Genomic DNA, 24,546 nt, shown 5'->3' on the forward strand with positions numbered 1-24,546 from the left:
GTTATATCTCTTTGCGAATCAGAATGTCTGCCAAACACGAACAATAGTCTTTGGTGCATCGAATTGGATCGGATGGAAGATCAATGTCTTCACCCAAATACCCGATCACACCGCCGACACCGCAGACCCCCCGCATAACCTGGCCATTTCCTCTGACGCGCAGAGATTCCAGTCCGACATTACACTGGTACCCCCGCCAACGATTCATGCCCCTGATAATGAATTCGTTCGGTGGCATTGTTTCACTGTGTCCGGACCGCGTGGTTGCGCGCATCAATGACCTCGGCTTTTCTCCAACCGGTGCCAGTTTTGACGGCAAGCCCTTCGACAGCACCCGCAACTGGTCATCTGTGTAATCATAGAGTTGCGATCCAAATTCCTGCCGCAACGGCTTCAACGATATCGACGCTGCCGGCAGCGCAGCGCGCAGTTCCTGGGCATCTTGAAGTATTTGGTCAAAACGATCCGGGTGCATCGTCACATTGATATGAACGCTTATGCGGTCTGCCATCATCCCAGCCACTTGGATAAAGTGGTTCAGCTTAGCAAACTCGGCGTGATAGGTCAGGATAACGCTGTTCAAACAATCACTTATCTTTTCCCAGAACCGAAGCGTACGCGATGCATTGCTGATCAGGCTGACTTTGAAATCCATCCCGGACGCGTGGCGCAGCAAATCGATGATGCGGGGATGCATCGTGGGCTCACCACCGGTGAACTGAAGCCAGACAATCTTGTCTCTTTCAGTCACGTAGTGTTCCCTCATCTGATGGTACAGATGAAAAATATCACTGGTCTTCTGCCACTTGACTGATCCATCATGCAACGATTTTGGACAATAGCTGCATGCATAACTGCAGGAATTGCCCAACATCCAGTCCACCACAACGATCTTTCCATACATGGGATCGGAGTGTTCGATCAGAGTAAAAACGTCATTTTCGTTTTGAATAGCTTCTTCGTTTTGAATAGCTTCCATAAAAATCCGGTCACTGTTTATGATGTCGCAGCCTCCGACCCAAGCGCGAGCCTGTGGCACTTACCAATGATCTCAGTCTAGCTTGAATTCCGTTCCCGGACAAAATGTTTGCCGAGTGGTGCGCGCGACTTTTTTCGGTTGCAACGCATCAGAGTTCCGGCCGATGGGGGATGCTTGCGTGATCATAATACGAGGTCAGCGCCGTTGACTTGTTTTCGTATGCACCTCTTTTTATAATATATACATAAAATTTTTGAATTTATGACATTTAGGCGTATTCAGTTTGCCTAATTTACAACGGCTTAAAGCTTACCAAGGCGGACAGTCGGGGGAAATTTATGACGAAGGCTAACGGCCCAAAAGCTCGACCTGAAGTTGCCAGGAAGAACGCCGGTAAAACGGCGGATATCTACGATTTTGTTCAGTCTCCAGAATGGCAGAAAGTGCTTGAAAAGGCTCGGTTAGAGCAAGAGATAAAGCGCTCGACGGATACTTCGAAAGGTAGGACGCCTCAAACAGCAAAACCGGATCAAGGCAAGGCTGCGCAATCAACCATAGGTGAGCAAGCTAAAGCCGCACAAAAGCCGTGGTCAGAAAGTCTGGAACAAGCCCGGCAACAGCGAAACGCCGAGTTTATTCGGCGAAGGGGTGAGTCGGTAAATCCCGGCCAAAACACCGAATCTGCGGGCGGCGCGACTGGCAAAGCCCCGGAAAACGCATCTGCGCCGCCGCAAAACAGTGCAGCAGAACCCGACCAGAGCGCAGCTCCGTCTCCCCAACCCAAAGAAGATGCTGCAACCGCAGACGGCCTAAACCAACAGGAAAGCGAGCAGCAGGACACTGAATATAGCCTCAGGCTGTCCCCCGAAGAAGTTGACCACCGCATTTCGAAAAAGCTTGCTCAAAGATTGGAAGACCATCAGCGTGCGCGCCGTAAGGTTAAATTGGGTTTGATCGCATTAGGATGTGTGATCGGCGCGGCCGTTTCGTCTTCTGTTATCCTTATGATGACCGGGGGGCGCTCGTCAGACGCGCCGGAATTGGCAGGATCGGGGGCAACCGGGTCTGAGCTGGCAGAACCGGTCCCATTGCAGGACGGTCTGCAAACAGAAACACTGCAATCTGATCTGTTTGCGGGTACGGGTGATCAGGTCGTTTCCGCGGATTTGTTTGACACGGGGCCAACAAACCCACCGGATATTGAAGACGCATTGGCTGAGTCTGACGATCTGGACAGCCTTGCAGCTCTGGCACCGCCATTGTCGGGTCTGGCAGGGGGGACCGAGGCAACCTTGCCAACGAACCCCGCAAGCGCCGCGCCAAGTGTGCTTTCTTATGTCCCAGCGCTGGAGCAACCGCTGATGCCTGTGGGAGGCCCCGGCTATCTGCCCAGACGAGAAGCAAACCCCAGCTTCCTTCCATATGAATACACGCCGGAGTTTTTCGTCTCAGCACTTGCGCCGACATTTGAAAATTCTACCGATTTTGAGCCAATCACTGTCTCGGTCGTCCCGACTGTTCCCAGACAGCGCGCGCCAAACGTGCTTGCAGAGCTTGCTTTACCGCAATCGCCCGCCCGTTTGAGCAACGCGGCGTTGGCGCTATTGCAAGTTGGGGTTCGTTCGCCAGACCTGCCTGTGTCGGTCGCACCTGTGACTGGTGAATTGATAGCGGCGGCATCTGATCCTTCGGTCTTGCTTGACGACGTGGCGCTCAGCCCACCGGCCTTTCAGCCGCGCGCACTTACCCTGCGACCAAACCCGTTGGAGCAGGAAGAGAAGCCGTCAGAACCAGCGGCCCTTTCTATTGAAATCGTTGAACCACTCGATAACGCACCTGTCGGTACAAGCGCAGCATTCAGACTGTACGCGCCGAACCAACTGTCAGAAGACGCGGTAGCGGCGGTTGTGGCTGATTTAAAAAACACGGGCCATGAATTGAGCGGCACAGCCCGCGTTGGTTACAGGGTGTCGCAATCCAATGTGCGATTTTACCACCAGCAGGATGCGGCGCAGGCTGCGGCGCTTGCAGAAGCTGCGGGCGCGTTGCTGCGGGATTTCACCGGCTCAAACTCAAAAACACCAAGCGGGGTGGTCGAGTTGTATTTGGCTGGCGAAGGGGCTGGTCCTGCACCGGTGAAACGCACGGCCTCAAGCCCCAGCCGAAGCGCGCCAACAAACGCGTCAGTCACCCGTCTCAGAAGTCAGGTTCTGAAAAAACTCAGGACAACAGCCAACTAAATACGCTATTCTATTTTTGAATGTGATGTTCCGAAGTAAAGTGGAAATATTGTTAACAAGTATCGATAGGGTTTTTCTATATGACCAATAGCAGGCTCATGGGCATTGTAACTGCTCTGCTGTTTCTGGCGACGACGCACGGCGCGCGAGCTGAAATCACGCTTGAGCAGTTGCTTGTCATAGATCAGTTGCTGTCCGCCAACGACACCCAGGCGCTGCGGTCCTACCTTGAACGAAACCCGGAATTGCTTGCTGGTGAGGATGAGCTGTCGGTCGAGTTGCGAAATTTCTACGATGCCGCCTCCGCGGGGAATTTGAACTTTGGCTACACGGCCAGCCCAGCGGTTAATGCAAGCGATACGGCGGCTGACAACGAGCTGACACACTAGTCCTGATGTCCGTGTTCGACGCCATTACTCGCTCGGCCTTCCCGAAAATTGCCTACGTCATTGAGCCCCGGTTCTCAGGCGGTACGTCTGCCGCCGTCGCGGCCGAACTTCGGGTGGCTGTTGAGTTTGGAATCGTTGAGGTGCATGCAGTCACGTCCAAAACCTTTGGCGAAAACCAAAATGTGGCGCCTGTCTTGCGGCGCGTTCTGGACGAATTGCGAATTCCCCTGGTTTGGGATGCGCCCCGGATAAGTGCCGATTTCGTAATCCTACACAATCCTGCGTTCCTAAAGTTTCAAGACGCGTTGAACACCAAGATATTCGCTCGGTCACTGATCGTGGTGACGCATGAGAACTTTCTGCGCCCCGGCGGAGCAGAGGGTTTCGACGTCTTGGCCTGCCTGAGCCGTATTGAAGAAGCGACGCTGGCACTCAGAAAATATCTTGCTCCGATATCGCCGTACAACCGCAAAACGGTAAAGGAGTGGTTGGCGATGTCACGCATCGCGCGGCAATGGGCGGTGTTGGATGCAGACTGGTTCAATATTTGCCAAACCGAAGTTCAATCCCCTTGCGAAATGCCACAGGATCGACGGGGGCGGCACTCTCGGCCCGGGTTTGAAAAGTTTCCGTCTATCGATGATCTCGATAGCTGCTTTCCCAAACACGCCAAAAGCAATGTTATCCTGGGTGCGGATGCCCTGCTGAACGCCCAGGTTCTACGTGCGCATTGGAAAATGCTACCGTTCGACGGGATCAGCGTGGATGAGTTTTTCTCCATGATCGACTTTTACGTCTATTTCACAGCACCAACCTGGCAAGAGAGTTTTGGCCGCGCCATTGCCGAAGCCCTTGCCGCCGGCAAAGTCGTTCTTTCGAACCCGGAAACCGCGGCTACGTTTGGCGATGCTGTCGTTAGCTGTCATCCAGGTGACGTTGACCAGATCATTTCCGATCTTATCGCGAAACCGGACCGGTATCATGAGCAGGTAACAAGGTCGAAGACATCACTGGCGCAGTACTCCGCTGCAAGCTTCAGGACGATGTTGGCAAGTGTTCTGACGGCACAGAGCGAGGTTCTGAGATGATCTTTGTCGAAGCAGGCACGCGCTCATTACGATCATTCGATGCGCAATTGATCTTTGCCGAACAGCTTTCCACGCGCGGTTATAGCGCTTGCATCGATGCAGAATACCTGCCGGAAAACGCGGGGCGGGGACGTGTCTATGAGGCTTCAAAGTTTCTTGTCGATCCAGATGATTACGAGGTTGATACCTTATTCGTTCTGGGTGCCGAGGACATCGGCGATCGGCTTCTTGCCTCCCTCAGGCAAAAACAGCTTGGCGCGGATGTTCCGGTTATTGCCACAGGCCGATTTGCAACCCAGCAAAGTTATGTCGGGGCAAAGTCGCGTTTGGCCTATGCGCTTGGCCGCGAAGCCAACGTGATCGACCTGACGGAACTTCAGCCACGCTCATTGCTGCCTGCTGCAGCCAGCCCCTTGATGACTGAAATTCAGCCAGCGCCCAGGGCGGTGCGCAAGGTACCGAACGTAACAATCGTGTTGGGTTCGATGGAATTGGACAACCCGGAGATCTTGTCCTGCTTTTCGCGGATGAGTAATCAACTGGTTTACAATCTGCGACTGATCGTGAGCGGGGCGCAAAAAGAGGTGATCCGGTCCTCTCCTTTCCATGATCTGCCAGCCAACCTTTATACGGATCTTTCCCCGCAGACACTGGCAAGGTCCACTGATATCCTTGTGATGTTCGGCAGCGGCATCGCGGGAGTGCGTATGGCGGACTTCACGATCGAATTGATCGCCAGCGGCGGTGTTGCGATCGACTGCACGGATGACGAGGCCATTGTGTCGTCCGGGGTGCCTGCCTTGCTTGGACCAAAAACTCCGTTGGCGCTCGGCGGCTATCTGACTGGAAAAGTGCTCGGAAATACCTCTCAGATCGCTGAGCAAGCGACAAGATCGCAGTGGTTGCATTCCGTTGACATATCCCGTTTGGAAGCAGCGGCAGGTCTGCGGCCCAAAACGCGCCAACTGAAAGACAGACCGCAGCGAACCCTGTTTTACCCGACAAACGGTGTGGGCCTTGGTCATGCGCAGCGTTGCACAGTGATTGCCAAAGCGTTGCCCGACGACATTTCTCCGATCTTTGCGGCCTTTCCCAGTTGCGTCCCCCTTGTTCGTCGAGAAGGAATCGACTGCATTCCACTGGTTCAGCGCACTGACATGACGGACAATGCCAATGGAAACGACGTTCTGACATACCGACGACTAGGTGCCGCCCTGCAAGCAGGCGATACGTTGGTGTTTGATGGCGGTCACGTCTTTGACTCGGTCTATCGCGTCATTCTGGAACGGAACCTGTCGGCAGTTTGGGTAAGGCGGGGATTGTTCCCTGACGGACGATCCAGGCACAGAATGGTGCAGAGAGAGAAGGTGTTTGATCGCGTCATAGTGCCGTCCGAGGCTTTTGATGAACTGAATGATACCTACAGCCACGGTAGCCATGTTCACAACGTCGGCCCGATTTTTCGTCAAGTGACGCAAAGCGAAGAAGAACGCAATCAGCTTAGGTCCAGACTGGCCGAGCGGTTCGGGCGCGAGTTCAAACAGTTGGTCATCAGCATGTTGGGTGGCGGCGTGGCGTCTGACCGGTCAGCGCAGCTTCAGGCAATATCCGGTATGCTGGAAGACCGCGAAGATTGTTTGCACCTTGTTGTCACTTGGCCCGGAAGCAAGGTTCAGCCCGCAACGTTTGGGTGGACGAACACGCGCGTCGTCCAGACTTTCGAAGCGACGCGACTGTGCCTGGCCGCGGATCTGGTCATCTCGGCGGCGGGCTACAACTCAGTGCTTGAGGTTCTGTACAACAGAATCCCGGCAATCCTGATCCCTCAATCCGCGCCCTACCTGGACAATCAGGAACGCCGCGCCCGAGCTTTGGCGGATCGCGATCTGTGCGTAATCATCACGGAAAAAGAATTTATGAAATTGGAACGAACGGTGTCGGATTGTTTGGATCAAGGTGATTTGGAACTCTATCGATCTGCGTTGGAAAAGATCGAACTGCCCGAAACCGGCGCGGCCGAGGCAGCCCGGATCATAGCACAGGTCAAAGACGAAAAATGACAGAAATCTCGTGGTTCGAAATCCTCAGCAGAACGACACCAAAGCGTCCGGTGCAACTGGACAGCTTGATCACCGATGGTCAAAAACCCCAACCATCTGGGAAGGTTATATTCCCTGAGATGGATCTAACGCCGTCAGCGTCCCTTTGGGAACGGGATGCCAGCAATCCGACGTATATCGGCGTTCGGATTCTACAACCTCCAAAATCCGCGCATAAAATAGCGAGGGTTCTTGCCGCTGCGGCAATGGAACGCGAAGTGCTTCCTGTCATTTTATGTCGTGTTGATTATAGCGGGCTTGAACAATTCGGGTTCCGAGTTGAGCGCATCCCGGATGACCCTTCGGCAGCGCAGGCCGCTGAAGAGGAAATCAGGAAATTCTGGGATCTGGCCATCATCATAGATGGGGACGAAATCGCGCTTTGGTCCGGCTAGACAGGTTAGGCGCTTGGGTCGTACCGGGGCAAGAAACCACACACGTTTCAAGGCTGATTAGCTGTTTGTGCTTGCCGTAGTCTCTGTACTGCGCCGTATCAGTTGCCCTGGTTCCTGGCTTCTAACCTTTCCAGGTTCACAACAGTCGACAACATAAGGCGGTCATGGCTCCAATCCTCGGTCTGCTGCACTGATGCGGCCGCCAGCCCGAGGATAAGTGCAAAGAGAACCGTTTGTCCGAGCAACATGAACGGCAACTGGCGGTGCATCGATGGCGCATCACCCAGCGCAATCACACGTTGGCGCAGCACTTTTTTGGCTTTGCCTCCGGTCACCAGGGCAACATTCAAAACTCGCGGGCTGCCATGCACGACGGTACGGGCGCAATAGTCGAGCAGACAGGCGGTATAATCTTGGGCATTGATACCTCTGCGGACCACAACCGACTGATCGCAGGCCAATTCGCGCAGGCGATCGAACTGGTACTTCAGCAAAATATATGCAGGGTTCCAGAACAACAGCGGGCGAAGTATCTCAAACCCCAACTCCCACTCAACATCTCCGGCGCGAATATGTTCAAGTTCATGTGCGAGGGCAAAGCGCAACTCTCGGGGTGAGTCCAGCAGATGAGAGGGCAGCACGACATGGCGCCGTCGCAGACCGCGCACCGCGAAGGGTACCGCGATACGGTCAGACAGTCGAATGTCGACTTTGGCTGAGCGGCGCCACAGGAAACTGTCCTTCACCGTTTCGCGGATCGACAGCCCATCACGAACGAGGCGAACGGCGTATACCACAGAGATCATTGCGAGCAGCGCAAGGACAACATCCAGAACTGGATGATCGCCGCTTAATAACAGCTCTACCCAGCGTTGGCGCGTGTTCAAAAGCGTTTCGAACTGTGTTGCGGGCATGGCAATGTCACCACGCAGATACGCTGCCACTGCGATATCACCAATGGCCACAGTACCCTTGGCCGGAGTGTGAGACGCCAGTGCAGATACACCCAATGCGAGTAAAGGGCTAAGACTCACGCAAAGGCACAACACCTTGAGCGTGCGCAGTTGCGCCACGAATCCGCGGTTGAGGGTAGTTTTGGAAAGAACGACCCGTGCGGCAAGCCAGATAAGCGCAGCCAGGCCAAGGATCAGGTTCCATTCCAGATATGCGTCGAGAACCGGTTTAACCGCTGTCATTTTGCAGTCTCCTCTCTACCAGTGCCCGAATTTCCTCTAGATCAGCTTCGCTTAGACCTGCGTCGTCGACCAGCCTTGCAACCAACCTTGCCGGCGTGTCGTCAAACAGTGTCCGCGACAGGTTCTGCAGCGACCGCGATTGATACCTGTCCTTTTCCAGAAGCGGCTTATAAATCAGCGTTTTTCCATCCTTGCGGCTTTCCACAAACCCTTTTTCATCAAGAATCCGCAGAATGGTTGCGCCGGAAGTATACGCCAGATTGCGTTCTGGTGGCAGGCAATCAAGCACGTCCCGGACCGAACCCTGACCCAGCGACCAAAGTTCATTCATGAACTCAAGCTCCACTTCGGTCAGAAGGTTTGTCGTCTTTTTCTTACGCATCGGTCGTTCGTGTCGCATCCATTGTTATGCCTGACAGACAAGCATCCTTTCACTGTTTCGCAAAGCTCAAACTTTCCAGAAGACGAAGAAACCCCAGCCGATGGAAAGGAAAAGAGGTGTCCAGACCGGCTGTCCTACCAAACCAAGCCAGGCCAGAAAGATATAGGCGGACCCCAGAAGGGTGATGAACAGCCGGTCACCAAGCGTGGTCGTCAAGCCCAGCACGCCGCGACGCTCAATCCCGTCGCGGTACTTGAACCCTTCCAGTACGCCAATCAGGGCGATGGCGGAAAAGATACCAATGAACAGCGCCAGCGTTGCCGGGGTCCAGGCCATCCAGAAGTCGGGCCAAAGCGGATCGGTCCAAGAGAAACCTTTTTCCTCTTGCTGGCCGACATTGCCCCAACCGGCCTGCGCTTGGGCAAAGGCAGCAGAGGGCAGGAAGGGGAGGGTGAGAAGAAGTTTACGCATATCGAACCTCACACACGTCCCATCGCGAAACCGCGCGCGATGTAGTTGCGGACAAACCAGATGACGATGGCGCCGGGGATAATAGTCAGGGTTCCTGCGGCGGCCAGAAGACCCAGCTCGTATCCTGCGCTGGAGGCGGTTCGGGTCATGACGGCGGCGATTGGCTTGGCCTCAACCGCTGTCAGGGTCTTGGCCAGCAGCATCTCGACCCACGAGAACATGAAGCAGAAGAAGGCCGCGACACCGACACCGGCTTTGATGTTGGGCAGGAAGATCGTCACGAAGAAACGCGGGAAGGAGTAGCCATCGACATAGGCTGTCTCGTCCAGTTCCTTCGGGATGCCGCGCATGAAGCCTTCCAAGATCCACACTGCCAGCGGCACGTTAAACAATGTATGCGCCAGCGCCACGGCCAGATAAGTGTCAAACAGGTGGATCGACGAATAGAGCTGGAAGAAAGGCAACGCAAATACCGCCGCCGGAGCCATCCGGTTGGTCAGCAGCCAGAAGAACAGCTGCTTGTCACCAAGGAACCGATAGCGTGAGAACGCATAGGCCGCTGGCAGCGCAACACAGACCGACAGCACCGTGTTGATCGTCACATAGATGATCGAGTTGATGTAGCCCCAGTACCACGTCGGATCGGTGAAGATGGTGATATAGTTCTCCAGCGTAAAAGTCTGGGGGAACAGGGAAAAGCCCGAAAGGATCTCGTTCGTGGTCTTGAAGGACATCGCCACCAGCCAATAGATCGGCAGCATAAGGAACGCGATATACAGGATCGGGATAAGGGACCGCTTCTTCATTGCGCGTCATCCTTTGTCATCAGTGTGTAGAAGACCCAGCTGACCAGCAGCGTGATGGCGAAGTAGATCAGGCTCATCGCGGCCGCAGGACCAAGGTCGAACTGTCCCAGTGCGATCTTCACAAGGTCGATCGACAACAGGGTGGTTGAGTTGCCGGGGCCGCCGCCGGTCAGGACGAAAGGCTCGGTATAGATATTGAAACTGTCCATGAAGCGCAGCAGAACGGCGATGGTCAGCACGGTCTTCATCTTGGGCAGTTGGATGTATCGAAAGACTGACCAAGGGCTTGCACCGTCGATTTTGGCCGCCTGATAGTACGCGTCGGGGATCGACACCAGGCCCGCATAGCACAGAAGAACAACCAGTGAGGTCCAGTGCCACACATCCATGACGATGACGGTGATCCAGGCCGACAAGGGCTGTTGCGTCATGTCGTAGTTGATTCCCAGAACGTCATTCAGGAAGTATCCCATCAGGCCGATTTTGGGCAGGGTAAAGATGTTCCACATCGATCCGACTACGTTCCATGGGATCAGCATCGGCAAGGCCATCAGCACAAGGCAAACTGGTACCCAGAATCCTTTGCGCGGCATGGACAGGGCCACGATGATGCCCAAGGGAACTTCGATCAGCAAGATCATGAAAGTAAACAGGAATTGACGCCCCAAAGCGGCTTGGAACCGATCAGAGCGCAGGATTTGCTCAAACCATCCAAGCCCTTCCCAGAAGAACTGGTTATTGCCAAAGGTTTCCTGCACCGAGTAGTTGACCACGGTCATCATCGGCACAAGTGCGTTGAACGCAACCAGTGCAAGGACCGGCAGGACAAAGAACCATGCTTTTTGGTTTTCCGTTCTCATTGCGCCCGCTCCTCGGTTGCGATCCAGCCATCACGATAGACGCGGGATTGTTCAGGTTTGAATTGCAGAAAGACCTGCGAGCCGGGCTCAGGGACTGTGTGTTCTGTCACCGCCTTCAGAGCCGTGTTGCCAACCATCGCACTGACGACGTAGTGGCGGCCGATATCCGAGACTTTGGTCACATGCGCAGGGATGCCAGTATCGCCGAAGCCCACATATTCTGGGCGAATACCCAGATCGGTGCGCCCACCATCGCCATGGGTCGGGCCTTCCAGCACGACTTCATGCCCTTCGAACACCGCCCGGTCGCCTTTGGTTTCACAGGGCAGAACATTCATACCGGGCGAGCCGATGAAGTGGCCGACAAATGTGTGTTGAGGACGCTCAAACAGCTCAACCGGGGTGCCGATCTGCACCACTTCGCCTTCCTGCATGACCACGACCTCATCCGCGAAGGTCAGCGCCTCGGTCTGGTCATGGGTTACGTAGATCATCGTGGCTTTGACGCGCTGGTGCAGTTCTTTCAGCTTCGACCGCAGCTTCCATTTCAGATGCGGGTCGATCACCGTCAGCGGTTCATCAAACATCACCGCATTCACATCGTCGCGGACCAGACCACGGCCCATCGAAATCTTTTGCTTATTGTCGGGACTCAGACCCGAGGCGCGGGTGTTCAGCATATCCGTGACGTCCAGCATCTCGGCGATCTCATCGACGCGGCGCTTTATTGTTGCCGGGTCAACGCCTCGGTTTTTTAGCGGGAAGGCAAGGTTTTCGCCCACGGTCATCGTGTCGTAGATCACCGGAAACTGGAACACCTGCGCGATGTTGCGCTGGTCGGGGGGCAGGGTGGTGACGTCGCGGTCATCGAACAGTATCTGACCCTCGGACGGTGTCAGCAAGCCTGAGATGATGTTCAAAAGCGTGGACTTGCCGCAACCGGACGGCCCAAGCAGCGCATAAGCCCCGCCATCGCGCCAGGTCACGTCGATTTCCTTTAGCGCATAGTCCTCGGGGCCTTGCGGCGCGGGCATATAGCTGTGTCGTAGGTTTGAAAGCTTGATCTGTGCCATGTCAGGCTACCCTTTGGCCGTCTTGGCCGAAATACCGGCAATGGGCCGGGTTCATGTAGAAACTGTGATCCTCGCCAACCTCATAGGGATGGACACCGGCTGCCAGGGACACCCAATCATCCGCCCCGTGACGGAAATGCGCGCTGGAGTCAGAGCCTGAAAGCTCGGTCACAAGCACCCGGCCTGTCAGTTCCACATCCGCGTCTGATGTCCGGTAAGGCGTTACGCGGTGCGGGCGGACAGCAACCATGTATTCGCCATCCTTCATGTCTGTAACAGTCCAGCCGCCACCACCGGCCAGTTGCGCCTGCGCACCAGACACGGTGATACGCGCAACGTTGATCGGCGGGTCAGAGAATACCCGTGCGGCGGCGATGTTTTCGGGGTTGCGATAGATATCTGCAGTGGGTCCGAATTGCGTGACGCGTCCGTCCTCCATCAATGCGGTGTAGCCGCCCAGCAATAGGGCCTCTTCGGGTTCCGAAGTAGCATAGACCACAACGGCACCGCGCCCTGCGAACAGGTCGGGCAGTTGCTCACGCAGTTCCTCGCGCAGTTTATAGTCAAGGTTCGCCAGCGGTTCATCCAGGAACACCGCGCGGCTTTCTTTGGCGATGGCGCGGGCCAGCGCGGTACGTTGCTGCTGCCCGCCAGACAGCTCGTGGGGGCGGCGGTGCAGCATCGGGCGAAGCTGCAGCAGATCGGCAGCTTCTTCGACGCGGCCTTCGATCTCGGATTTCGCCATACCTGCCACGCGCAGGGGTGAGGCGATATTGTCAAAGACGGTCATGTGCGGATAGTTCACGAAAAACTGGTGCACGAGGCTGATCTGCCGCTTTTGCGTATTCAGGCGCGTCACATCCTGCCCGTCCATAAAAACTTTGCCTTGGGCAATCGGGTCCAGCCCGGCCATCATCTTGATCAGAGAGGTCTTGCCCGACCCGGTGGCCCCAAGCAGCACATTAAAGTGACCAGTCTGCAAGGTCAGCGAAGTAGGTTTGATATGGATGACGTTACCGACCCGTTTGGTCGCGTCTTGAAGTTCGATCATGTCCGTGGGTTCCGGTCCTTCAGTGCGCCGCACTGGTATTGGGATGGGGATGCCTGAACGGCACCCCCGGTTCTCGTGGGTTTACTGGGCCTGCCAGCGCGCTACCAGTTCGTCATAGTTGACGGTCTGGCCCTGCGGCTTTTCGTTTTCCAGCTTGGCTTTTGGCGAACCCGGTTGTTCCAGCCAGAAGGTTGGATCCTGCGGTTCGTTCAGACGGGGACCACAGCCACCGTAGATGCCGGCGCTTTCGTCAGCGGCCTGCATCCGGGACATGGTGATGTCCATCTCTTCAGCCAGACGATCCATCGCCTCTTGCGGGGTGAAGGCGCCCGAGTTCACGTCACCGATCTGCTGCCACCAAATTTGGGCCAGCTTCGGATAGTCCGGCACGTTGATGCCGGTCGGCGACCATGCCACACGGTCAGGCGAGCGGTAGAACTCGACCAGACCACCCAGCTTAGGTGCGCGTTCGGTGAACGACTCGTGATTGACCGAGCTGTCGCGAATGAATGTCAGACCCACATGGGACTTCTTCACATCCACGGTCTTGGACGTCACGAACTGGGCATAGAGCCAAGCTGCCTGAGCACGATCCGCAGGGGTCGATTTCAGGAAGGTCCATGACCCCACGTCCTGATAGCCAACCTTCTGGCCTTCTTCCCAATAGGGGCCGTGCGGGCTGGGTGCCATACGCCACAGCGGCGTGCCTTCGTCATCCACAGTGTTGTTGCCTTCGGACTTCGGCTTCACCATGTCGGCGGTAAACGCGGTGTACCAGAAGATCTGTTGGGCCACGTTGCCTTGGCTGAGCGCCGGCAGCGACTGGTAGAAGTCGTAGGACGCCGCACCCGGAGGCGCATAGTTCCGCAGCCATTCATCCCACTTGCGGATCGCGTAGACCGCTGCCGGACCGTTTGCAGCACCACCGCGCGAGACGGACGCACCAACAGGGTTACAGGTGCCCGCTTCCATGCGGATGCCCCATTCGTCAACCGGAACGCCGTTCGGCTCACCAACGTCACCGGCACCAGCCATCGACAGCCAGGCATCGGTCATACGCCAGCCAAGGTCAGGCGCGCGCTTGCCGTAATCCATGTGACCGTAGATCGCGACACCGTCGATTTCCTTCACGTCGTTGGTGAAGAATTCGGCAATGTCTTCGTAAGCGGACCAGTTGACTGGTACGCCGAGATCATAGCCGTATTTCTCTTTGAACGCGGCTTTGTACTCTTCGTTGTCGAACCAGTCCTTGCGGAACCAATAGAGGTTCGCAAACTGCTGGTCAGGCAGCTGATACAGGTTGCCGTCAGGGCCAGTGGTGAACTGAATGCCCATGAAGTCATCCAGATCCAGCGTCGGCGAGGTTGTCGCCGCCCAGTCACCGCCCATCTGCTCGGTCAGGTTATAAGCCAGTTGCAAGCGCGAGTGGGTGCCGATCAGGTCACTATCGTTGACGTAGCCGTCATACAGGTTCCGGCCGGTCTGCATCTGGGTTTGCACGGCCTGAACCACTTCGCCTTCGCCAAGAATCTGGTGGTTGACCTTGATGCCCGTGATTTCCTCGAACGCCTTGGTCAGGACCTCGGATTCATACGAGTGGGTCGGGATGCCTTCGGACAGGACGTTGATTTCCATGCCGGCGTAGGGTTGTGCAGCTTCGATGAACCACTGCATCTCGGCCATCTGTTCGTCTTTCGACAAGGTCGATGGCTGGAATTCGTCGTCAATCCAACGTTGTGCTGCGGCTTCGTCGGCCCAAGCAGGACCGTGACCCGCAATGACGGCTGCTGCCGCCACAGCGGAAAGTAGATGTCTCCGCATCTGTCTCCTCCCAAAGGTTATAGCTTCCGGTCGAAACCGGATGCCGGACAGCATCAGCGATTTTCTGCGCAAGTGTCAAACTAAATTTTTAGTAAGTGCGACATTCGCTGGTTTTGGCCTGCGGTTCCGTCCTCAGTTGCTAATTCGTGAATTCGTTGTAAGGTGCAAATAAGATTGCAAAAAAGACCGCTGCCGCCCGCAGCGCGGAATAGTAAAAACATTTAGACGCATGAGGATAGACCATGTCCCGGAGTCTGTTGAAGTACACGCGCGTACTGGAAATCGTGGGAGACACGATAAAAGTTAGGGTGCCTCTGGATGGCTCTGCGGACGCAGCGGTTCGATTCAATGATCTGGCGGTGATTGAGACGATTGATGGGCGTAAAACCCTTGCGCAGGCGATTTTCATCGACCGGGATGTGGTGACGCTGCAGGTGTTCTCGGGTACCAAGGGGATTTCGACCGAGGCAACGGCGACCTTTCTTGGCCACCCGATGCAAACACCTTATTCAGCGAACATTCTAGGGCGCGTTTTTGACGGTGCCGGGGTGGCGATTGACGGCGGGCCTGACTTGTCTGCCGAGCCCAGAATCGACATTGGCGGTCCTACCGTAAACCCAGCAGAACGCGCGGTTCCCAACAGGATGATTCGCACTGACGTTCCCATGATCGACGTCTTCAATACGCTGGTCGAAAGTCAGAAAATCCCGATCTTTTCGGTCTCGGGCGAGCCGTTCAACGCATTCCTCAGCCGAATTGGAATCCAAGCAGATGCCGATATCGTTGTTTTCGGGGGCTTGGGCCTGATCTTTGACGACTATCACACCTTCCGCACGTCTTTCGAAGATGCGGGCGTGTTCTCGCGGACAGTGATGTTTGTCAATCAGGCGATGGACCCATTGGTGGAACGCCTTCTGGTGCCAGATATGGCGCTGGCCGTGGCGGAAAAGTTCGCTGTGGAAGAAGGCAAGCGCGTGCTGGTCCTGCTGACGGACATGACCGCTTTTGCTGACGCGATGAAAGAGGTTGGAATCAGTCAGGAACGTGTCCCATCGCAGCGCGGGTATATGGGCGATCTCTATTCGCAGTTGGCCCGCCGGTACGAGAAGGCGTGCGATTACGCCAAGGGTGGGTCGGTTACCGTCCTGACTGTGACAACGATGCCGGGCAATGACGTGACCCACCCGGTGCCGGACAACACGGGCTATATCACCGAAGGGCAGTTCTATCTGCATTCCGGTGTGATTGATCCATTCGGAAGCTTGTCGCGCCTAAAACAGAACGTGATTGGCAAAACCACGCGTGAAGATCACGGGCAGATCATGAACACCATGATCCGGTTCTATTCGGAAAGCCGCGATGCCGCGCAAAAGCAGGCGATGGCGTTTGATCTGTCGGATTACGATCACCAGTTGCTGAAATTTGGCGCTCTGTTTCGGGCGCGATTTATGGACATCAACGTCTCGATCCCCTTGGAAGAGGCGCTGGATTTGGGTTGGAAAACCTTGGCCGAGTGTTTTGCGCCAGAACAGTTGCTGATGAAACAAGCCTTGGTCGACAAGTATTTTCCAAAGGATGCAGATGGCGCGGTTGCAGCTGAATAAATCGTCGCTGGCGCGCCAGCAGACGCAGCTGAAAAGCTATGAACGCTTCCTGCCGTCGCTGGATTTGAAGCGTCAGCAGTTGATGGCGGAACGCGCCAAGGCGCGCGATGAGGTGGCGCGCCTTGAAGAAGAAGTAAGTGCGTTGGCCCAACAGGTTGGGGCGAAACTGCCCATGCTGGCGCAACAGGGCGTCGATCTGGACGGGCTGGTCGAGTTGAAGGACTACCGGGTCAAAGAGGTGAACGTCGTCGGTGTCAAAATGCCCGCTTTGGACCGGATTGAAGTTGCCGTGCGGCCCTATTCCCTGCTGGCCAAACCGCATTGGGTCGATGCGGCTGCGCAGTTGCTGCATGACATGATCGAGGCCCGCCTGCGGGTAAAAGTGGCCGAAGAACGCGTAAAAATCTTTGACAAGGCGGTCGCTACGATCACGCAACGTGTGAACCTTTTTGAAAAGGTCCTGATCCCGCGTGCAAAGGCCAACATCAAGAAAATCCGTATCTACCTGAGCGATGAGCAGATGCAGGCGGTTGTACGCTCGAAAATCTCGAAGCGTAAACATGCGCGCGAGGCTCTGTCATGAGTGTCGCACGCCTGAAGAAACTGTCGCTGGTAGGTCGGGCGACCCAGAAAACTGAGACGCTTGAGGCATTGCAAGAGTTGGGATGCATGCATGTCTTGCCCTTGGTCCCTCTGCCCGCTGAGCCGGAAAAGGTTAGTGAGCGCGGTGCAAGAAACGCGTATAAGGCCCTGAGATTTTTAACAGATGTGCCTGAACCCCGTCGTCAAATTCAGCGCGACCGGGACTTTGATATGAACAAGTTCGTCAAGGATGTCCTTGATCTGATGCAGCGGTCGCGGGAGGTGACTGACCGGCGCGACTTTCTGGCCCATCGGATTTCGCAGGTGCGGCCCTGGGGGGATTTGGACTTTCCACCCGATGATGTGCTGGCAGGCAACCGGCTGTGGTTTTATCAACTGCCGCTGAAGCACCGCGGCGCTCTAGAGGCATTGACGCTGCCATGGGCTATTTTGGAACAGGATCACCGGTTTATCTACGCGGTATTGATAGCCCCTGATGAGCCCGACGACGATATTCTGCCCGTACCGCGCACTCATACCGGCTCGTTGCCGATCCATGAGTTGGAGGCGCAACTGGAAGAAGCCGAGATCGCCATTGAAGCCCTTGAGGCTGAGCGTGTTGCGCAAACCCGGTACCTGACACTGATGCGGCGCAATCTTTCCGTCGCAGAAAGTGCAGCAGAACTGGCCCATGCGACCCAGAAAGTGCGCGACGAAGAGGCTATGTTTGCGCTGCAAGGCTGGGTGCCCGAGGATCGTATTGATGCGCTTCTGGACATGGCTGAATCAAAAAACGCGGCCGTGCTGATCGAAGATCCTGGTCCTGATGACACCCCTCCCACGTTGCTTGAGCAGCCGGAAAAACGAAGCGCTGCCGTAGACTTGGCGCTGTTTTATCAAGTTCCGGGCTACAGGGATTGGGACCCAAGCATCATTGTAGCTGCCTCGTTTGCCTTTTTCTTTGCCATGATCGTGGCTGATGCAGGATACGGGGCCGTTATTCTGCTGGGCTTGCTTTTGTTCTGGAAGCGCATGGACGGAACTCCTGCGCTGCAATCGTGGCGCCGGTACGGGTTGATCATCGCGGGAGCGACCATTCTGTACGGCGTTCTGGTCGGAAGCTATTTCGGGGTTGCACCGCGTGAAGGGTCGATACTAGCCGGGCTCAAACTGCTCGATCTGAACAACTTTGCGGCCATGATGATGGTGTCGATCGTCGTGGGTGTTCTGCACTTGGTGTTGGCAAATGCTTTGGCTGCCCGCGCGGCATGGGGGCAGCGCAGGGCCATTGCCAATCTGGGCTGGATCGCGGCGCTGATCGGCGGCTTTGTGTTGTGGCTGAGCTATATGACAGGGGGCGCTGCAACACCGGGCGCGATACTTCTGGGTGCGGGCATTCTGGCTATTCTGTTGTTCTCCAGCGAACGGGAAATGAAACAGCCTATCGACTGGCTATGGCGTCTGATTGATGGTCTGAAAGGGCTGGCCGGGGCGATGGGCGCGTTTGGTGATGTGCTCAGCTATATGCGCCTGTTTGCGCTTGGTTTGGCTTCGGCGTCTCTGGCGATTACGTTCAATGATTTGGCTGTCTCGGTGATGCAGGCACTGAAAGGGCCAGGTATCCTGTTTGCGCTACTGATCCTGATCATCGGTCACATCCTGAACTTCGCCCTCGCGATGATGAGCGGCGTCGTCCACGGGTTACGTCTTAATTACATCGAATTCTTTAAATGGGGTCTGCCGGACGAAGGTATCGTCTTTCGGCCGTTTGCCCGCAAGGAGGTTCAGGAATGAATGAGCTTGTTCTGACATTGGGTTGGCTGGGGATTTATGCGCCGATGGCACTGGGTGCGGCAGCAAGTGCCGTTGGCTGTGCTATTGCGGGCCAAGCCAGTATCGGCGCCATGACCGAGACCGAGGGCGGCTATGGTCGGTTTGTTGGCGTTTCGGCCTTTCCGTCGACGATGGTGATCTATGGCATCGTTATCATGTTCACGCTGAATCGCGATGTGACGCCGGAAAACGCGGGCGGGCTGTTCGGGATCGGTATCCTATCCGGCATCGCGCTTATGTACTGTGGTATCTGGCAGGGAAGGGCATGTGCGGCAGCGATCAATGCGACCAAGGAAAAGCCCGAGATATTTGGCCTATCGCTGGCGCCTGCCGCGATTATCGAAGGGTTCGGCGTTTTTGCCTTTGTCTTCGCCCTTGTCATTAGCGCGGGGATCAGCTGATGGCACAGGATGGAATGATCTCTCACGGTGTCGATGCGCTGATCGACAAACTGCGCAACGATGGCGTGGTTGCGGGGCAGGCAGATGCCGAAAAGCTGCGCGCCGATGCCCGGGCCGAAGCTGCGAAGATATTGGCCGATGCCAAACGCGAGGCGGACGCCTATCAGAAAAAAGCGCGCAGCGAGTCCGACAATTACCGCTCGGCTGGCGAAGAGGCGTTGAACACTGCGATGCGCGACGCTGTACTAACGATGAAGGCGGGTCTGACGGACCGGTTTCGTGAAGATGTTGAGCGTCTGGTCACCAAGGAAATGGCGGACCCGGACCTGCTGAAACAGATGATCCTAGAAGTCGTGGGTCGCGCCGCAGAGGGGGCTAATCTGGACGGAGAGCTTCACGTCATATTGCCAGCCAAAGTCGCCACGCAGCAGGACATCAAGCAGAATGCCGATGACATTCAGTCCGGCAAGCTGACGAAGTTTGTCTTGGGATTGACCGCGGATATGCTGCGCGAACAGGTCGAGTTGCATGCGTCGGACGATGTGCAGGATGGAATAAGAGTACGCGCTGATGATCAAGGCGTTGTTCTCGATCTGACCGACAAGGCAGTTGCGGCGCTGTTGATGGAGCATCTGCAACCCCGCTTTCGCGCCGTGTTAGAAGGCGTAATCCGCTGAGATGTCCGACCGCGACGCCTATATCGCGCTGATCAGCAGTTTGCCGGGCTCGGAGCGGTTGTTCATTGCCAAGCAGCCGCCCCTGTCGCGGCTGCGGTTAGAGCGGCGCCTGACGGCGCTGACGCCAGAGGATGCGCGCGTTTTAAAGGTGCTGGAACACGCTCTGAACTGGAGCGACTATGACATGGACGTCACGGATTCGCAGGCAATTCAACGCTGCAAAGATGCGATGCGTGATATCCCGCAACCGACATTGCGCGACGTATTCACTGAGCGAATGGATCTGCGCACAGCGGTTGCCGCTTTGCGCCTGCGTCATCAGGGTGGAAGTCCACCGTCAGGGTCGTTTGGCCTCGGGCGTTGGAGCCGCCACATTACCGCCAATTGGAGCGATCCGACTTTCAAGCTGGACGGACCGATGCCGTGGATGAAAGAGGCCAAGCAGTTGCTTGATGCCAAAGATCCTTTAGGGCTTGAGCGGTTGCTTTTGTCCGTGAGCCACAGGCAGCTAAAGCGGCATGCCGCCCGCCATTATTTCGATTTCGAAGCAGTGGCGATTTACGTGCTGATCTGGAACATTTTTGACCGCTGGGCGCAAAGCAACGCACAGGACGCGGCCAAGAGATTTGAACATCTGGCGCAGCAGGCGATGGCCGGCGCAGCCGAGATCGACTTTGATGGAGCAACCGCATGACAGCCCCAACGAAATCCACGCAGACCGCCACCGCCCGCGTCGTCTCGGTTCAGGAGGGGTTGGTAGAGATTCAGGCCAATCAAGACGCGTCAGGGCAGCCGGGGCAGCTGGTCAAAAACGAAGTCGTCTACATCCTGCCCACGCGCCCTGGCCCCGGCAACCGGCAAGAGAGGTTGAAAGCCGAGGTCCTGCGCGTGCGCGGTGATACGGCGGATGTGCAGGTATATGAGAGCACAGATGGCGTGGCCGTGGGCGACCCCGTAGAACAGTCAGGGCAATTGCTTTCAGTGGAACTGGGTCCGGGCCTTCTTGGGCAGGTGTTCGACGGGCTGCAATCGCCACTGCCCAAAGTGGCCGCAGAGTTTGGTACGTTCCTGCCGCGCGGGGCGGATGTGGCACCGCTGGACGATCAGGCAAAGTGGTCGTTTACGCCAGCAGTGAAAGTGGGTGACATGGTGACCGCCGGCGACAGTATCGGCACGGTTCCCGAAGGACATTTCAACCACAAGATCATGCTGCCCTTCAACTGGGTCGGCGATTACAAAGTGGTTTGGGTTCAAAAGGGTGCCGCCACGATTCACGATATCGTCGCCCGGCTTGAAGATGAGCAGCGCGGAGAGCACACGTTGACCCTTTCGCAGAAATGGCCGGTGCGGCGGCCTCTGCCGGAAAGCATCCTGAAACGCTCGCTGTCAGAACGGTTGTATCCAACCGAACCGGTCCTGACCTCTCAGCGTTTGATTGACACGTTCTTTCCGATCGCACGCGGGGGAACGGCCTGTATTCCGGGACCGTTCGGGGCGGGAAAGACGGTTCTGCAAAACCTGATCGCGCGGAATGCCAAGGTGGATATCGTGATTGTCGTGGCCTGCGGCGAAAGGGCAGGGGAAGTTGTTGAAACGATATCGGAATTTCCCAAGATGACCGATCCCACCACAGGCGGTAGCCTCATGGACCGGACGATCATCATCTGCAACACGTCATCGATGCCCGTCGCTGCCCGCGAGGCGTCGATCTTCACCGGCATCACGCTGGGCGAATACTACCGTCAGATGGGCTATGACGTGCTGTTGATTGCCGACAGCACAAGCCGATGGGCGCAAGCGATGCGCGAAACCTCGGGCAAGTTAGAAGAGATACCGGGTGAAGAGGGGTTCCCGGCCTATCTGGAAAGCTCGATCAAAGGTCTTTATGAACGCGCCGGCGCGGTGAAAACCAATGACGGTGATTTGGGGAGCCTGACGTTGATTGGCACAGTTTCGCCCGCTGGCGGCAACTTTGACGAACCGGTGACTCAATCGACATTGTCCACGGTCAAATGTTTCCTCGGCCTGTCCTCGGAACGGGCGTACAAACGGTTCTATCCGGCGGTCGATCCGATGCTCAGCTGGTCGCGCTACACGGATCAGTTGTCCGATTGGTACGATAAAAACGCCGAGCCGGGCTGGACCGGAAAGGTCCGCGATCTGCTTGAGCTGATCGAAAAGGGCGAGCAGGTTGACCAGATGATGCAGGTCACTGGCGAAGAAGGCGTCACCACCGAAGATTTTGTAACGCAGCAAAAAGCGCTGTTCGTGGATATGGTTTATCTACAGCAGGATGCCTTCGACAAGGTGGATGCAACCGTCCCGCTTGAGCGCCAGAAAATGACATTCAAGCTGGTGTATGACGTGACGCAATCCACAGCCGCCTTTGCCGACAAGACCGAGGTGCGGCAGGTATTCACGCAGCTCACCGGGTTGATGAAAAACTTCCACTATGCTGCAGAAAACACGCCCGAGTTCAAATCGGTTTGGCAACAGATCCAGGGTCTGTGTGGCGACAAATTCGGCATTTGAGAGGAAATCAAATGGCAGCCCGTAGGGGAATCGAACCCCTCTTTCCAGGTTGAAAACCTGGCGTCCTAACCGATAGACGAACGGGCCACTTGAGTCATTTTAGCCAAATGGCAGCCCGTAGGGGAATCGAACCCCTCTTTCCAGGTTGAAAACCTGGCGTCCTAACCGATAGACGAACGGGCCACGCTGGCTTGTGGAGCGCCTTTTACGGTTTCACCGTGACCCCCGCAAGCCGAAAAACGCAAGGTTGTGAAAGTTTTTTGCCGCGCCGAACAACTTGATCAATGCGCCTGTGCCGCGTCTTCAAGCCGGAGTTGAACCGTCTGCCGCCCGCCCCAGGTATTCACCTCCAGCCGTCCGGCGAAATGGAACCGCGCGCCGCCATGATTTGACAACTTCTCACCCATCGGGCCATCAAATGCACCAAAGGCAATAGCGTCCATTCCGCCGCCGACACCGTCTGATAACGACAGTTTCAGATGAGATTCGCCGACGCGCTTGGCAAACCGAACTTGCAGGTCAGGCAGCGCGTATCGTGGGGCAGGGGCGCTGGCCCCAAACGGCCCGGCCTTTTCAATCTGTTCGATCAGGTCGATTGTGGCTGCGCCCGGCATCAGCGTGCCGTCCAGTTTCAGGTCGGCGGGGCCGCCTTCGCCCGCGCCCTGTTTGGCCAGCAGTTCGCTCAACCGTGCCATAGCGGGTTCCAATTGATCGCGCATCACGGTCAGACCCGCTGCCATCTTGTGACCGCCGCCTTTGACCAGTAACCCCTCGGCCGCCAGACGCTGTATCGAAGCACCTAGATCAACGCCGGAGACGGATCGGCCCGAGCCTTTGCCCTCTTCCCCGTCAAAACCGATGACAATCGCAGGGCGGTTCGCATTCTCCTTGAGGCGCGATGCCACGATGCCAACCACTCCGGGATGCCAGCCATCGCCTGCCGCCCATACCAGCGGCGCATCCAGACCCCGTTCTTCGGCTTGCTCCAAAGCTGCCGCACGCACGGCGGTTTCGATGTCGCGGCGTTCGGTGTTCAATTGATCCAAGCGCTGCGAGAGAGCCTCGGCCTCGTGTATCGAGTCGGTGCTGAGCAACCGCGCGCCCAGATCAGCCTGCCCAATCCGCCCGCCTGCGTTGACACGAGGGCCAAGCAGGAACCCAAGGTGATAGCTGTTGGGCGCTGAATCCATGCGGGCCACATCCGACAGCGCCACCAAACCCGGCCTCTGCCTTTGCGCCATGACTTTCAGCCCCTGCCGTACCAGTGCACGGTTTGCCCCGATCAGAGGGGCCACATCTGCCACGGTTGCAAGTGCTACAAGATCTAACAACCCAAGCAGGTCCGGCCCTTTTGCACCTGCCTCACGCAGCTGGCGCCCCGCCTCAACCAGCATCAGAAAGACGACACTCGCGGCGCAGAGATAGCTCAAATCGCCGCTTTCATCCTGCCGGTTCGGGTTTACCACGGCGACACAGTCCGGCAAGGTCTCACCGCCCAGATGGTGGTCCAGAACGATCACGTCCGCGCCTTTGGCAGCTGCTATCGGTTCGTGGCTCAAGGTGCCGCAATCGACGCAGAGAATGAGATCATGCGCCGTGGCCAATTCCTGCATCGCAGGAACGTTGGGGCCATAACCCTCATCAATCCTGTCTGGCACGTACAGGGTCGCTTGTAGCCCCATCTGACGCAGCCAGACCAGAAGCAAAGCCGCAGAGCTACCGCCATCCACGTCATAATCTGCAAACACCGCGATCCGCTGTTTGGTCCTGACTGCCGCGAGGAAGCGGGTCGCTGCTTTTTCCATGTCCTTCATGGATCGCGGATCGGGCAGCAGCTCCTTCAACTTGGGTTCAAGAAACCCCGGTGCTTCCATGGCGGGAACGCCGCGTCGCGCCAGCACCTGACAGACTGCGCGGGGCAAGCCCGCCTGTTGGATCAGCATTTCAGTGGCCCGCTCGGTTTCTGCCGACGGTCCAACCCAACGCCGTCCGGTCAATGACTGCTCAACCCCTAAAAAGCTCATGCCCTGCCTTTCATGTGCCAAGGCCGGACCCTCTCGGACCCGG

Annotated in this window: 22 protein-coding genes and 2 tRNA genes; 12 read left to right on the plus strand and 12 right to left on the minus strand. The window is 56.6% G+C overall.

The annotated features are described in order from the left end of the window. Nucleotide 1: 1 nt before the first annotated feature. Complete coding sequence (locus LCM21_RS08980) at nucleotides 2-979, minus strand: radical SAM protein (protein ID WP_319003908.1); 978 nt, start codon at nucleotides 977-979, stop codon at nucleotides 2-4. A 338-nt stretch (nucleotides 980-1,317) separates the two neighbouring features. Here LCM21_RS08980 and LCM21_RS08985 point away from each other — a divergent pair, with 338 nt between their 5' ends. The 5 genes from LCM21_RS08985 (at nucleotide 1,318) to LCM21_RS09005 (ending at nucleotide 7,190) form a co-directional block, all read left to right on the plus strand. Next, nucleotides 1,318-3,219 carry a hypothetical protein gene (locus LCM21_RS08985; RefSeq protein ID WP_224890299.1) on the plus strand — a complete coding sequence of 634 codons (1,902 nt, stop codon included), beginning with the start codon at nucleotides 1,318-1,320 and terminating at the stop codon, nucleotides 3,217-3,219. A gap of 80 nt (nucleotides 3,220-3,299) precedes the next feature. Continuing rightward, nucleotides 3,300-3,608 (plus strand): hypothetical protein, encoded by a 309-nt coding sequence (locus tag LCM21_RS08990; RefSeq protein WP_157769940.1) that lies wholly within the window; start codon nucleotides 3,300-3,302, stop codon nucleotides 3,606-3,608. Nucleotides 3,609-3,613: 5 nt separating this feature from the next. Beyond that, nucleotides 3,614-4,696 carry a glycosyltransferase gene (locus tag LCM21_RS08995; protein ID WP_224890300.1) on the plus strand — a complete coding sequence of 361 codons (1,083 nt, stop codon included), beginning with the start codon at nucleotides 3,614-3,616 and terminating at the stop codon, nucleotides 4,694-4,696. Continuing rightward, complete coding sequence (locus tag LCM21_RS09000) at nucleotides 4,693-6,756, plus strand: glycosyltransferase (protein ID WP_224890301.1); 2,064 nt, start codon at nucleotides 4,693-4,695, stop codon at nucleotides 6,754-6,756. Before LCM21_RS08995 ends, LCM21_RS09000 begins: the two co-directional genes overlap by 4 nt. Further along, nucleotides 6,753-7,190: a hypothetical protein gene (locus tag LCM21_RS09005; RefSeq protein ID WP_224890302.1), complete on the plus strand. Its 438-nt coding sequence runs from the start codon at nucleotides 6,753-6,755 to the stop codon at nucleotides 7,188-7,190. The genes LCM21_RS09000 and LCM21_RS09005 overlap by 4 nt, the downstream gene beginning before the upstream one ends. A 98-nt stretch (nucleotides 7,191-7,288) precedes the next feature. Here LCM21_RS09005 and LCM21_RS09010 read toward each other — a convergent pair whose 3' ends face one another. The 8 genes from LCM21_RS09010 to LCM21_RS09045 all read right to left on the minus strand — a co-directional run bounded on the left by LCM21_RS09010 (nucleotide 7,289) and on the right by LCM21_RS09045 (nucleotide 14,850). Continuing rightward, nucleotides 7,289-8,386, minus strand: a complete 1,098-nt coding sequence (locus LCM21_RS09010; RefSeq protein WP_224890303.1) for a M56 family metallopeptidase — start codon at nucleotides 8,384-8,386, stop codon at nucleotides 7,289-7,291. Continuing rightward, nucleotides 8,373-8,768, minus strand: a complete 396-nt coding sequence (locus LCM21_RS09015; protein ID WP_224890304.1) for a BlaI/MecI/CopY family transcriptional regulator — start codon at nucleotides 8,766-8,768, stop codon at nucleotides 8,373-8,375. Before LCM21_RS09015 ends, LCM21_RS09010 begins: the two co-directional genes overlap by 14 nt. A gap of 66 nt (nucleotides 8,769-8,834) precedes the next feature. Beyond that, entirely contained in the window at nucleotides 8,835-9,239 is a 405-nt protein-coding gene (locus LCM21_RS09020) for a DUF2160 domain-containing protein (protein ID WP_224890305.1), read from the minus strand. A gap of 8 nt (nucleotides 9,240-9,247) precedes the next feature. After that, nucleotides 9,248-10,045: a carbohydrate ABC transporter permease gene (locus LCM21_RS09025; RefSeq protein ID WP_058280831.1), complete on the minus strand. Its 798-nt coding sequence runs from the start codon at nucleotides 10,043-10,045 to the stop codon at nucleotides 9,248-9,250. Continuing rightward, a complete protein-coding gene (locus LCM21_RS09030) occupies nucleotides 10,042-10,905 on the minus strand; it encodes a carbohydrate ABC transporter permease (RefSeq protein ID WP_068334332.1) in 864 nt (287 codons plus the stop codon). Before LCM21_RS09030 ends, LCM21_RS09025 begins: the two co-directional genes overlap by 4 nt. Then, on the minus strand, nucleotides 10,902-11,978 hold the full coding sequence (locus LCM21_RS09035) for an ABC transporter ATP-binding protein (RefSeq protein ID WP_068334333.1): 1,077 nt from the start codon (nucleotides 11,976-11,978) through the stop codon (nucleotides 10,902-10,904). The genes LCM21_RS09030 and LCM21_RS09035 overlap by 4 nt, the downstream gene beginning before the upstream one ends. 1 nt (nucleotide 11,979) lies before the next feature. Further along, the gene (locus tag LCM21_RS09040; RefSeq protein WP_224890306.1) at nucleotides 11,980-13,029 is read right to left on the minus strand and encodes an ABC transporter ATP-binding protein; all 1,050 of its coding nucleotides are present in this window, start codon (nucleotides 13,027-13,029) and stop codon (nucleotides 11,980-11,982) included. A gap of 81 nt (nucleotides 13,030-13,110) precedes the next feature. Further along, on the minus strand, nucleotides 13,111-14,850 hold the full coding sequence (locus LCM21_RS09045; protein ID WP_224890307.1) for an ABC transporter substrate-binding protein: 1,740 nt from the start codon (nucleotides 14,848-14,850) through the stop codon (nucleotides 13,111-13,113). A gap of 242 nt (nucleotides 14,851-15,092) precedes the next feature. Between LCM21_RS09045 and LCM21_RS09050 the strand changes: the two genes are divergently transcribed. From LCM21_RS09050 to LCM21_RS09080, 7 genes are read left to right on the plus strand one after another with little or no spacing between them, the layout of a single operon-like run. After that, nucleotides 15,093-16,454 (plus strand): V-type ATP synthase subunit B, encoded by a 1,362-nt coding sequence (locus LCM21_RS09050; RefSeq protein ID WP_224890308.1) that lies wholly within the window; start codon nucleotides 15,093-15,095, stop codon nucleotides 16,452-16,454. After that, nucleotides 16,432-17,037, plus strand: coding sequence for a V-type ATP synthase subunit D (locus tag LCM21_RS09055; RefSeq protein WP_068335272.1), 606 nt, complete (start codon nucleotides 16,432-16,434; stop codon nucleotides 17,035-17,037). Before LCM21_RS09050 ends, LCM21_RS09055 begins: the two co-directional genes overlap by 23 nt. Next, the gene (locus LCM21_RS09060) at nucleotides 17,034-18,830 is read left to right on the plus strand and encodes a V-type ATP synthase subunit I (RefSeq protein ID WP_224890309.1); all 1,797 of its coding nucleotides are present in this window, start codon (nucleotides 17,034-17,036) and stop codon (nucleotides 18,828-18,830) included. The genes LCM21_RS09055 and LCM21_RS09060 overlap by 4 nt, the downstream gene beginning before the upstream one ends. After that, nucleotides 18,827-19,270, plus strand: coding sequence for an ATP synthase subunit C (locus LCM21_RS09065; protein WP_068334345.1), 444 nt, complete (start codon nucleotides 18,827-18,829; stop codon nucleotides 19,268-19,270). The genes LCM21_RS09060 and LCM21_RS09065 overlap by 4 nt, the downstream gene beginning before the upstream one ends. Then, on the plus strand, nucleotides 19,270-19,947 hold the full coding sequence (locus tag LCM21_RS09070) for a hypothetical protein (protein ID WP_224890310.1): 678 nt from the start codon (nucleotides 19,270-19,272) through the stop codon (nucleotides 19,945-19,947). The genes LCM21_RS09065 and LCM21_RS09070 overlap by 1 nt, the downstream gene beginning before the upstream one ends. A 1-nt stretch (nucleotide 19,948) precedes the next feature. Continuing rightward, on the plus strand, nucleotides 19,949-20,641 hold the full coding sequence (locus LCM21_RS09075) for a hypothetical protein (protein ID WP_224890311.1): 693 nt from the start codon (nucleotides 19,949-19,951) through the stop codon (nucleotides 20,639-20,641). Further along, nucleotides 20,638-22,479, plus strand: coding sequence for a V-type ATP synthase subunit A (locus LCM21_RS09080; RefSeq protein ID WP_224890312.1), 1,842 nt, complete (start codon nucleotides 20,638-20,640; stop codon nucleotides 22,477-22,479). Before LCM21_RS09075 ends, LCM21_RS09080 begins: the two co-directional genes overlap by 4 nt. A gap of 12 nt (nucleotides 22,480-22,491) precedes the next feature. On the opposite strand, the gene LCM21_RS09085 is transcribed toward LCM21_RS09080, so the two are convergent. From LCM21_RS09085 to recJ, 3 genes are all read right to left on the minus strand, one after another. After that, nucleotides 22,492-22,566: transfer RNA gene (locus LCM21_RS09085), tRNA-Glu, on the minus strand. A 21-nt stretch (nucleotides 22,567-22,587) separates the two neighbouring features. Beyond that, a tRNA-Glu gene (locus LCM21_RS09090) sits at nucleotides 22,588-22,662 on the minus strand. 98 nt (nucleotides 22,663-22,760) lie between these two features. Beyond that, a complete protein-coding gene (gene recJ / locus LCM21_RS09095) occupies nucleotides 22,761-24,503 on the minus strand; it encodes a single-stranded-DNA-specific exonuclease RecJ (RefSeq protein ID WP_224890536.1) in 1,743 nt (580 codons plus the stop codon). Nucleotides 24,504-24,546: the final 43 nt, after the last annotated feature.

It is taken from the genome of Ruegeria profundi (genome assembly GCF_020171505.1).
Lineage (GTDB): Bacteria > Pseudomonadota > Alphaproteobacteria > Rhodobacterales > Rhodobacteraceae > Ruegeria > Ruegeria profundi.

Coding starts and splice junctions, on each gene's coding strand:
- LCM21_RS09060 (WP_224890309.1), top strand. CDS start 17,034: ATGAGTGTCGCACGCCTGAAGAAACTGTCGCTGGTAGGTCGGGCGACC.
- LCM21_RS09005 (WP_224890302.1), top strand. CDS start 6,753: ATGACAGAAATCTCGTGGTTCGAAATCCTCAGCAGAACGACACCAAAG.
- LCM21_RS09045 (WP_224890307.1), bottom strand. CDS start 14,850: ATGCGGAGACATCTACTTTCCGCTGTGGCGGCAGCAGCCGTCATTGCG.
- LCM21_RS09055 (WP_068335272.1), top strand. CDS start 16,432: ATGGCGCGGTTGCAGCTGAATAAATCGTCGCTGGCGCGCCAGCAGACG.
- LCM21_RS09080 (WP_224890312.1), top strand. CDS start 20,638: ATGACAGCCCCAACGAAATCCACGCAGACCGCCACCGCCCGCGTCGTC.
- LCM21_RS09040 (WP_224890306.1), bottom strand. CDS start 13,029: ATGATCGAACTTCAAGACGCGACCAAACGGGTCGGTAACGTCATCCAT.
- LCM21_RS09015 (WP_224890304.1), bottom strand. CDS start 8,768: ATGCGTAAGAAAAAGACGACAAACCTTCTGACCGAAGTGGAGCTTGAG.
- LCM21_RS09020 (WP_224890305.1), bottom strand. CDS start 9,239: ATGCGTAAACTTCTTCTCACCCTCCCCTTCCTGCCCTCTGCTGCCTTT.
- LCM21_RS08995 (WP_224890300.1), top strand. CDS start 3,614: ATGTCCGTGTTCGACGCCATTACTCGCTCGGCCTTCCCGAAAATTGCC.
- LCM21_RS08990 (WP_157769940.1), top strand. CDS start 3,300: ATGACCAATAGCAGGCTCATGGGCATTGTAACTGCTCTGCTGTTTCTG.
- LCM21_RS09070 (WP_224890310.1), top strand. CDS start 19,270: ATGGCACAGGATGGAATGATCTCTCACGGTGTCGATGCGCTGATCGAC.
- LCM21_RS08985 (WP_224890299.1), top strand. CDS start 1,318: ATGACGAAGGCTAACGGCCCAAAAGCTCGACCTGAAGTTGCCAGGAAG.
- LCM21_RS09030 (WP_068334332.1), bottom strand. CDS start 10,905: ATGAGAACGGAAAACCAAAAAGCATGGTTCTTTGTCCTGCCGGTCCTT.
- LCM21_RS09000 (WP_224890301.1), top strand. CDS start 4,693: ATGATCTTTGTCGAAGCAGGCACGCGCTCATTACGATCATTCGATGCG.
- LCM21_RS09050 (WP_224890308.1), top strand. CDS start 15,093: ATGTCCCGGAGTCTGTTGAAGTACACGCGCGTACTGGAAATCGTGGGA.
- LCM21_RS09010 (WP_224890303.1), bottom strand. CDS start 8,386: ATGACAGCGGTTAAACCGGTTCTCGACGCATATCTGGAATGGAACCTG.
- recJ (WP_224890536.1), bottom strand. CDS start 24,503: ATGAGCTTTTTAGGGGTTGAGCAGTCATTGACCGGACGGCGTTGGGTT.
- LCM21_RS08980 (WP_319003908.1), bottom strand. CDS start 979: ATGGAAGCTATTCAAAACGAAGAAGCTATTCAAAACGAAAATGACGTT.
- LCM21_RS09065 (WP_068334345.1), top strand. CDS start 18,827: ATGAATGAGCTTGTTCTGACATTGGGTTGGCTGGGGATTTATGCGCCG.
- LCM21_RS09025 (WP_058280831.1), bottom strand. CDS start 10,045: ATGAAGAAGCGGTCCCTTATCCCGATCCTGTATATCGCGTTCCTTATG.
- LCM21_RS09075 (WP_224890311.1), top strand. CDS start 19,949: ATGTCCGACCGCGACGCCTATATCGCGCTGATCAGCAGTTTGCCGGGC.
- LCM21_RS09035 (WP_068334333.1), bottom strand. CDS start 11,978: ATGGCACAGATCAAGCTTTCAAACCTACGACACAGCTATATGCCCGCG.